Origin of the sequence: Rhodococcus sp. IEGM 1370 (assembly GCF_033142325.1) — a bacterium.
In the GTDB taxonomy this organism is placed as follows: Bacteria; Actinomycetota; Actinomycetes; order Mycobacteriales; family Mycobacteriaceae; genus Rhodococcoides.
This window is the reverse complement of sequence record NZ_JAWLRY010000035.1, coordinates 1-6,523: the sequence shown is the minus strand read 5'-3', so window position 1 is coordinate 6,523 and position 6,523 is coordinate 1. Positions and strand designations below refer to the sequence as shown.

At 65.2% G+C, this 6,523-nt stretch carries 7 protein-coding genes; 3 read left to right on the top strand and 4 right to left on the bottom strand.

The genetic code is table 11. From position 1 onward, the window contains the following. Positions 1–145: 145 nt before the first annotated feature. On the bottom strand, positions 146–775 hold the full coding sequence (locus R4P47_RS24305; RefSeq protein WP_317786000.1) for a hypothetical protein: 630 nt from the start codon (positions 773–775) through the stop codon (positions 146–148). 94 nt (positions 776–869) lie between these two features. Between R4P47_RS24305 and R4P47_RS24300 the strand changes: the two genes are divergently transcribed. Further along, positions 870–1,229 (top strand): ArsR/SmtB family transcription factor, encoded by a 360-nt coding sequence (locus R4P47_RS24300; RefSeq protein WP_149406423.1) that lies wholly within the window; start codon positions 870–872, stop codon positions 1,227–1,229. Next, positions 1,226–2,263, top strand: a complete 1,038-nt coding sequence (locus R4P47_RS24295) for a TIGR03086 family metal-binding protein (protein WP_149406422.1) — start codon at positions 1,226–1,228, stop codon at positions 2,261–2,263. Before R4P47_RS24300 ends, R4P47_RS24295 begins: the two co-directional genes overlap by 4 nt. Positions 2,264–2,271: 8 nt before the next feature. Here R4P47_RS24295 and R4P47_RS24290 read toward each other — a convergent pair whose 3' ends face one another. The 3 genes from R4P47_RS24290 to R4P47_RS24280 all read right to left on the bottom strand — a co-directional run bounded on the left by R4P47_RS24290 (position 2,272) and on the right by R4P47_RS24280 (position 5,202). Then, positions 2,272–3,417, bottom strand: coding sequence for an acyl-CoA dehydrogenase family protein (locus R4P47_RS24290; RefSeq protein ID WP_411567389.1), 1,146 nt, complete (start codon positions 3,415–3,417; stop codon positions 2,272–2,274). 69 nt (positions 3,418–3,486) lie between these two features. Then, entirely contained in the window at positions 3,487–4,308 is an 822-nt protein-coding gene (locus R4P47_RS24285; RefSeq protein ID WP_317785998.1) for an SDR family oxidoreductase, read from the bottom strand. 72 nt (positions 4,309–4,380) lie between these two features. Beyond that, positions 4,381–5,202, bottom strand: a complete 822-nt coding sequence (locus R4P47_RS24280) for a sulfurtransferase (protein WP_149406420.1) — start codon at positions 5,200–5,202, stop codon at positions 4,381–4,383. A gap of 65 nt (positions 5,203–5,267) precedes the next feature. Here R4P47_RS24280 and R4P47_RS24275 point away from each other — a divergent pair, with 65 nt between their 5' ends. Then, positions 5,268–6,413 (top strand): NADH:flavin oxidoreductase, encoded by a 1,146-nt coding sequence (locus R4P47_RS24275; protein ID WP_269596619.1) that lies wholly within the window; start codon positions 5,268–5,270, stop codon positions 6,411–6,413. Positions 6,414–6,523 lie beyond the last annotated feature (110 nt).

Sequence of the window (6,523 nt, the reverse complement as noted above, 5' to 3'; positions counted from 1 at the left end):
CGCGGGCCAGCCGCCCACCCGCGGCGTCGCGGGGGGGGGGTGTTTGGCCCGGGTCTCCCGCGGGGGGGGGGGGGGGGGGGGGGGGGGGGGGGGGGCCCCCCCCCCCCCCACCGCTGTGAGCATCCGAATGCACGAACGATCGTGGTCATCTCCAGTCGATCGGCAACACTCGCGTTGCCCGAGCGCGCGGATCCACCTCGTCCAGATAGATCCGGCATGCCGCGTGATAACGCTGATCGAAGGCCCTGCCTGCCGCCTCCGTGCCACCGAGCGCCTCCGCATCCCTGGCTATACCGCGAGCCCGTGCGACGTCCATGGGGGTATCGACGAAGACTGTGTAGTCCCAGTACTCGGGCAGCGGCGGCCGATGCAGGATCGTTCCGTCCACCACGACGATCGCGTCGGCCGGCACCGGTTCGAGCGGATCGTCCACCGGCTCATCCGTCGCCAGATCGATGACCCGACGCCGAATGGCCCCGCTTCCGTTCGGCCCCAACGGGATCAGCACGTGTGCCGCAAACGCGTCGAAGTCGTACGCGTCCCGGTAGTAGCCGAGAGCCGACGCCCGACCCTGCCGATACCGGTGGGCGCGCCGATGATGAAAGCCGTCCATCGTCACGTGCACGGATGGACGCCCCTGTGCTGCAACAGCATCGACCAGCCATCGCGCGCAGGTGGTTTTGCCCGAAGCCGTCACCCCGTCGATCGCCACCCGTAGTGGGTGCCCCGGGGCCCGGGAGAGCACGTCCTGCACCAGGTCATCTCCGACGCTCACGGTTCGAGGGTAGGCGATCAACTTAGTCAACCAAGTGGTTGACTACGTCGAGCGGGCGGCTTACCCTCGGAAACAACGCACAGCGAGGAACCTCATGGACGATCGAACAGAGCAGCTCAACAGGACGTTCGCGGCATTGGCCGATCCCACTCGACGTGACATCGTCGCTCGACTCGCCGGGGCGGATGCGAATGTCAGCGAGCTCGCCGAACCGTACGAGATGAGCCTGCAAGCGGTCTCGAAGCACGTGAAGGTGCTAGAGGAGGCCGGATTGGTCACGCGCAGCAGGGATGCCCAGCGTCGCCCGGTGCACCTCGATGCCGAGGTGTTCGGCCTGTTGACGAAATGGATCGAGCGTTATCGCCAGGAAGCAGAACAACGGTATCGACGCCTCGACGCCCTGCTGGACAGCATCGCAGACGACGAGACCAACGAGTCGAAAGAAGTGTCATGACTGCACACGACACCGAAATCGTTGCGGACGAGAAAGTCCCCACGATCGAGATCGTCCGAGAGTTCGACGCGACGCCGGAGCAGGTGTTTCGCGCTCACATCGACCCCGAGCTGTATCGGCAGTGGGTGGGGCCGCGATCGTTGACGACCCGAATCCTGAAGTGGAAGGGGCACACCGGAGGCGCTTGGGCCTTCGCCAACGACCGGGACGGCGAAGAGATCGCTGCCTTCTTCGGCAGCTTCCACGAGGTGCGTGCGAGCGAGCGGATCGTGTGGACCTTCACCTGGAAGGGTGCACCCGACTCGGTCGCGCTCGAAACGCTCACCTTCGACAGCCGTGGCGACGGCGGTACACGTCTGAGGGTATTGAGCGTGATGTCGGACTTCGCGACGCGCGACGGCATGCTGTCGAGCGGCATGGACGTCGGTGTAAAGGAGGGCTACGAGAAGCTCGACGAACTGCTCGCGCAGAGCACCGGCCCGGCCCAGCAACACCTGCAGGACGCGGCCATGTTCACTTCATTGGTGGAGTCCGCATCACCGGAGGACTGGTCTCGTCCGAGCCCGGTATCGGGTTGGGCTGCAATCGATGTGGTGCGGCACCTGGTCGAGTGGTCCCGCGGCTTTCTCGCCGGCGGAGCCGGTATCGAACTACCGGCGCTGGACGTCGGAGCCGACCCGGCCGCAGCCTGGACCCAGCACGTCGCCGATATCCAAGCAATTCTCGACGACCCCGCCGGCCGGGTACTGAGCAACCCGCACACCGGAGACATGCCGGTGGACGAGGCGATCGACATGTTCTACACCGCCGACGTCTGGATGCACTCCTGGGACCTGGCGAAAGCCCTCGGCCGAGAGCCTGATCTGGGCCAGAAACGCTGCGCTGCAGCGCTCGAGGCCATGCGACCGATTGAGCAGGTGCTACGGGACAGCGGGCAGTACGGCCCCGCCGCCCCCGTTGCCGACGATGCTTCCTCACAGGACAAGCTGATGGCCTTCATCGGCCGCGACCCGGCCTGGCAGCCGGGTCGGTAGACGAACGTTCAGAGGTACTTCTTCAGCTCCATCTTCGCAATCGACATCTTGTGCACCTCGTCGGGACCGTCCGCGAGCCGCAGGGTGCGAATGTGTGCGTACATCATGGCCAGCGGGAAGTCGTTGGACACTCCGCCTCCGCCGTGGACCTGGATCGCCCGGTCGATGATCTTCAGCGCCATCTCCGGTGCCGCAACCTTGATCGCTGCGATCTCCGTGCGCGCTTCCTTGTTCCCGACGGTGTCCATCAGGTACGCCGCTTTGAACGTGAGCAACCTGGTCTTCTCGATCTCGATGCGCGCCTCGGCGATCCAATCCTGAATGTTCGAGCGCATCGCCACCGGCTTGCCGAAGGTCACTCGCGATACCGCACGGCGACAAAGCAATTCGAGTGCACGCTCGGCCACGCCGATGGTGCGCATCGCGTGGTGGATACGACCAGGTCCCAAGCGAGCCTGGCTGATGGCGAAGCCCTCCCCCGGCCCCTTCAAGACGTCCTTCGCCGGTACTCGCACATCCTCGAAGAGCACCTCGGCGTGACCTTCGCGGTCGATGTAGCCGAACACCGGCAGATTGCGCAGGACGGTGACTCCGGGTGCGTCGATGGGCACCACGAGCATCGACTGCTGACGGTGCGTGGCCGCCTCGGGATCGGTCTTGCCCATGACGATGAGAACCTTGCAGTTCTTGTGCATCGCATTGGACGTCCACCACTTGCGCCCGTTGAGGATGAAATCGTCCCCGTCGCGATCCATCTTCATCGCGATGTTGGTGGCGTCGGAGCTGGCGACATCGGGTTCGGTCATCGCAAAGGCAGAGCGAATGGTGCCGTCCAGCAACGGCTTCAGGTACTTTTCCTTGTGCTCGTCGGTGCCGAAGAGCGTGAACACCTCCATGTTGCCGGTGTCCGGTGCGTTGGAGTTGCAGGCCTCGGGGGCGAGCAGGCTGCGTCCCATGATCTCGGCCAGAGGTGCGTATTCGAGGTTGGTCAGACCGGGGCCCCACTCGGGATGCGGGTGGAACAGATTCCACAGGCCGCGCGAGCGCGCTTCCTTCTTCAGATCCTCGATGATCGGCGGCTGGAAGTGCGGGTCACCGGATTCGAGCATCTGCTGCTCGTACACTGCCTCGGCCGGGTAGATGTGAGAGTCCATGAACTCCAACAGATCCGACTCGTACTTCTTCGCACGGTCGGAGGTCTCGAAAAATGCCACGGTGGGCCCCTATCGGTTGTTGTCGAGCAAGCTGTCCTGGTAGCGACGCATGCCGCGCAACCACCGGTCGTAGTCGGCACCCTTGTTGCGGTACATGTCCAGCACGTTCTCGTGCGGCAGGATCAGGAACTGCTCGCGGTCCATTGCGTCGAGCACCACGTCGGCGACATCGAGCGGTTCGAGTACGGCACCGGCACTGAGAACCGCGGCAGTTGCGGCCGCTCCCAACGCATCTCCGGATTCGCGTCCCTCATACAGCAGTTTGGTGTTGACACCCATCGGGCACAGGCAGCTGACGCGAATACCGCGGTTGCCGTAGGTGACGTTCATCCACTCGGCGAATCCGACCGCGGCGTGCTTGGTGGTCGCGTATGTCGCCGAGCCGATCTGGGTGAGCAAGCCGGCCGCCGAGGCGGTGCTGACGAAGTAGCCCTCACCGCGCTCGAGCCAACCCGGCACCAACAGCTGCGCGGCGCGAATGTGCGCGCGAACGTTGACATCGAACGAGAGATCCCAGTCCTTGTCGGTGGCGTCGAGTCCGGGTGCGCCGCTGATGCCTGCGTTGGCGAAGTAGAGATCGACAGGTCCGAACGAGTCCTCGGCCAGTGCGATCAGCCGTTGGATGTCCTCGGTGTTCGACGCGTCCGCCGCGGCGGCGACGGCCGTCCCCGGCCGGTCGCGTTCGATGGCGTCGGCCACGGATCGGGCCGTGGTCTCGTCGAGATCGGAGACGACGACGCGTGCGCCGTGCTCGGAGAGTCGAGCGGCGATGGCCCCGCCGATTCCGCCACCACCGCCGGTGACGATGGCAACTTTGCCTTCTACCTTCATGCCCCAGGTATAGTTGAAGTCGGATTCAAGTTCAACCCTGGTTGCGTGAAGATGCTGGTCAGAGCGCGGAATCTAGGCCCGAGGACGCGTCGGATCAGTGATCCACCCCGACCACGATCCCGGATACAACGCAGCATCGAAGCCCGCCAACTCGAGCGCCAGAATCTGATGGGCGGCGGTCACGCCGGAACCGCAGTACACGGCGACGGCCTTTCCCTCGGGCACAAGTCCACCGAATGTGCCATTGAGTACCCCGGGGTCCAGAAACTTGCCGTCCGAATCGACGTTTTCCGTGGTCGGTCGATTGATTGCGCCGGGGATATGTCCGGCCACCGGATCCACCGGCTCCACCTCGCCGCGGAATCGCTCGGGTGCTCGGGCGTCGAGCAGGACGTTGCTCTGGGCGAACTCGAGTACATCGCCGACGTCGAGGACTCGTGCCAGGGACGGCCGGGCGCTGAAAGATCCGGCTGCGACGATCGACGGCTCGGTGCCGGTGGCAAACCCTTCGGCCACCCACTGAGCCAGACCGCCGTCGAGGACTCGCACGTCTGCATGGCCGTAGTAACGCAACAGCCACCATGCGCGCGCCGCGGCAGTTGCGGGTCCTGCGTCGTAGACCACCACGGAGGAATCGTCGCTCACCCCGGCGCTTCGCATCGCTGCGACGAAGGTCTCCTCGTCGGGCAACGGATGGCGGCCGCCCGAACCCGGGACCCCGGCAAGCTCTGCATCGAGGTCCACGAACTGCGCGTTCGGGATGTGGCCGGACCCGTAACCTGCTCTGTCGCTGCCGGTCTGGAGCGCCCAACGAACGTCGAGGACGACCGGAGCCCGTCCCATCTCGAAGAGGTCGTGCAGTTCGGCGGCAGAAATCAGCGGCGAAGGGCTCATAAGGCTCCGACGCTAACAGCCCTACGCCGGGAATAGCTCGGGTTACATGCCGGTTGTGCGCAGGCGTGACCGAAACTGCATCCACAACTCAGCATCTGTCCACCGCCGGGCTCTTCGAGCCGTTCGAGGTCAAGTCGCTGAAGCTGCGCAATCGCTTCGCCATGGCCCCGATGACGCGCGCCTTTTCTCCCGACGGCATTCCCGGCCCGGATGTCGCCGAGTACTACCGCAAGCGCGCGGCCGGCGGCACCGGCCTCATCATCACCGAGGGCACCTACATTCCCGACCCCGCAGCCGGCCCGCACACCCGCGTCCCGCGGATCTACGGTGACGCCAGCCTCGAGGGCTGGAAGGGCGTCGTCGACGCCGTCCACGCCGAGGGCAGCGCGATCATCCCGCAGCTGTGGCACCTCGGCGTAGAACGTGGCACCGAACCCCGCCTCTTCCCGGACGTCACCACCGTCAGCCCGTCCGGAATTGCACTCGACGGCTCCTCGGTGGGTCGGGCCTTCACCGACGCCGACCTCGACGAACTCACCTCGCAATGGGTGCAGGCCGCGGTCAACGCGAAGAACACCGGATTCGACGGTCTCGAGCTGCACGGCGCGCATGGATACCTGCTCGACGAATTCCTCTGGGCCACAACCAATGTGCGCGACGACGAGTTCGGTGGTTCCCTCGAAGCTCGGACTCGCTTCCCCGCGCAGGTCGTTGCGGCGATCCGGGCTGCGGTGGGCGAGGACTTCGCCATCGTCTACCGGTTCTCACAGTGGAAGAGCAATCACTTCGACGCGCGGATCGCCCAGAATCCGGAGGAACTCGGACGCGTCCTGACTCCCCTGGTCGACGCCGGAGTGGACATCCTGCACGCTTCGACCCGCCGCCACTGGGATCCGGCGTTCCCGGAGCTGGAGGGCAACGACGGCAAGCTGGGCTTGGCCGGGTGGACCCGCAAGCTCACCGGCGTCCCGACGATCACTGTCGGATCCGTCGGCCTCGACTCCGTGTTCACCTCGGCGTGGTCGGAGGACGCCGCATCCGGTGTCACCGGACTCGATGCACTGGTCGGCCAGTTCGAGGACAACGAATTCGATCTCGTTGCCGTCGGACGTGCGCTGTTGTCCGACCCGGATTGGGTGAACAAGGTCGGAGACGGACGCGTCGACGAGCGCATCGAATTCACCCGCGACCACATCCAGCACTTGGTCTGACGGATCGGGCACTGGAATCCATGGCAGCATCGCCTAGCCTCGGGCTTTCACGCTGGCGTGTAGGCGAGGCGTGTCAGATAGAAAGAATGTTGCTCTGAGCTGGGAGAATT

What these genes read in the sequence shown, in the direction of transcription:
- R4P47_RS24300 (WP_149406423.1), top strand. Translation starts at nt 870, where the DNA reads ATGGACGATCGAACAGAGCAGCTCAACAGGACGTTCGCGGCATTGGCC.
- R4P47_RS24295 (WP_149406422.1), top strand. Translation starts at nt 1,226, where the DNA reads ATGACTGCACACGACACCGAAATCGTTGCGGACGAGAAAGTCCCCACG.
- R4P47_RS24290 (WP_411567389.1), bottom strand. Translation starts at nt 3,417, where the DNA reads ATGGACTCTCACATCTACCCGGCCGAGGCAGTGTACGAGCAGCAGATG.
- R4P47_RS24285 (WP_317785998.1), bottom strand. Translation starts at nt 4,308, where the DNA reads ATGAAGGTAGAAGGCAAAGTTGCCATCGTCACCGGCGGTGGTGGCGGA.
- R4P47_RS24280 (WP_149406420.1), bottom strand. Translation starts at nt 5,202, where the DNA reads ATGAGCCCTTCGCCGCTGATTTCTGCCGCCGAACTGCACGACCTCTTC.